The 1,638-nt window shown below is 68.6% G+C and carries 2 protein-coding genes; both read right to left on the bottom strand.

Annotation, left to right across the window (positions count from 1 at the left end; translation table 11 throughout):
* Positions 1–996: site-specific tyrosine recombinase XerC (gene xerC / locus ABD002_RS19500; RefSeq protein WP_343794275.1), on the bottom strand; the 996-nt coding region annotated here is incomplete at its 3' end.
* A gap of 3 nt (positions 997–999) precedes the next feature.
* The coding region (locus tag ABD002_RS19495; RefSeq protein WP_343794273.1) for a hypothetical protein at positions 1,000–1,638 on the bottom strand (639 nt) is incomplete at its 5' end.

Here is a 1,638-nt window from a genome sequence, read left to right as displayed (position 1 = left end):
GGTATCCGGTGTGCGCGCCAACTTCGCGGCCGGGTGCGTGGCCGTGTGGATCTCCTTGAGCTTGCCGATCGACACGTGCGTGTAGATCTGCGTCGTGTCCAGACGTTCGTGACCGAGCAGCTCCTGGATGTAGCGGATATCGGCGCCGTTCTCCAGCATCTGCGTCGCCATCGTGTGGCGGAACAGGTGGCAGGCGCCGCGCTTCGTCACGCCGGCCGCATCGAACGCACGGCGCACGATCGCGGCGATCCCGTTGTTGCCGAGACGCCGCCCGAACCGATTCAGGAACAACGCGGTTTCGTGCGCCTCGACGACCAGCGGCGGCCGCGCCGTATCGAGGTAGCGGCGCACCCACGCCAACGCCCGCTCGCCGATCGGGACCACCCGATCCTTGCGGCCCTTGCCTTGCCGCACCCGCAGCACGCCGTGCACGAAGTCGAGGTCGAAGATCGACAGGTTGCGCGCTTCCTGCCGCCGCACGCCGGTCGAGTACAACAGTTCGAGCAACGCCCGATCGCGCAGGCCCTGCACGTCGTCCACGTCCGGCTGCGCAAGCACCGCATCGACCTCCTCGGCCTGCAAGCCTTCGGGCAACACGACCCGCGGCGCTCGCGGCAGGTCGAGGTCGGCGGCCGGATTCGTCGGCAGGTGGTGATGGCGCACCTGCCAGCGGAACCAGTGGCGCAGGTGCGTGATCGCCAGCGCCTGGCCGCGCAGACTCAAGGGTTCGCCATCGGCTTTGCGCCACTGGAACAGATGACGCTGATAACGTTCCAGGATCGGCAACGTGATCTCTGCCGGCCGCGCCAGGCCCCGATCGCCGCACCATTCCAGGAACACCGCCAACGTCTGCCGGCGCGCCCGCAGCAGGTCCTCGCTGTAGCCCTGCACGGCCAGCGCGTCCAGATAGCGGCGCATCCACGCCGCCATGCTGTCCGGCGCACTCGACGCTTCGAGCAGGCGGCGCCGTTCGCCGTAGTGACCGATGCGGGGCACGGCTCAGCCTCGCACCGGCACACTCGCCGCACCGTTACGACGGGGCAGCGGCGGTGTCTTCCCGAGACGGGAGGTTTCGGTTAAAGCAGCGGTTAAAGGAAGAAGACCCGCATCACCGCTCGCGATGCGAGGGGCTTCATCGACCCGACCGCTGCCCGACACCCCACCGACCGCACCCCGACCGGGGGCCGACCGGCGCACCGTTTCTCCCGACCGGTTCGCCGTCGTAGCCGCAGCCAACGCGGCCACGTCGATCAGGCCGATCAGCTGGCGCTGCGTGGCGTCGAGGTCGCCGTCGAACACCAGTTCATAGTGATGGCGGGGCCCATGCCGATGCACGATCAAGTATTCGTGATCTTCCAAGCGGGCCAGGTGCAGCTTCAACTGCGTGTCGCCGCACCGCGTCGCCTCGCGCAGGTCGCGCCGGGTGAACCGCAGCTGCGAACGTGCCAGCCCCTGCGCCTGCCGGCGCTGTTCGACGAACACGACGATCTCGCCAAGCACGCGGCGGGTTTGTGGCGGCAAGTCGTCCAGCGAACGCCCGAGCACCTCACCCGAGAGCCGGTTCGCCAGAGCGATGTCGTCGAGCGTGACCTCGATGTAGTCGATCGCGCCGGCGCGTTTCACGGTGCGCTGGTGCTG

Source organism: Dokdonella soli (genome assembly GCF_039523175.1).
Taxonomy (GTDB): domain Bacteria; phylum Pseudomonadota; class Gammaproteobacteria; order Xanthomonadales; family Rhodanobacteraceae; genus Dokdonella_A; species Dokdonella_A soli.
This window is presented reverse-complemented; position numbering and strand designations above follow the sequence as displayed.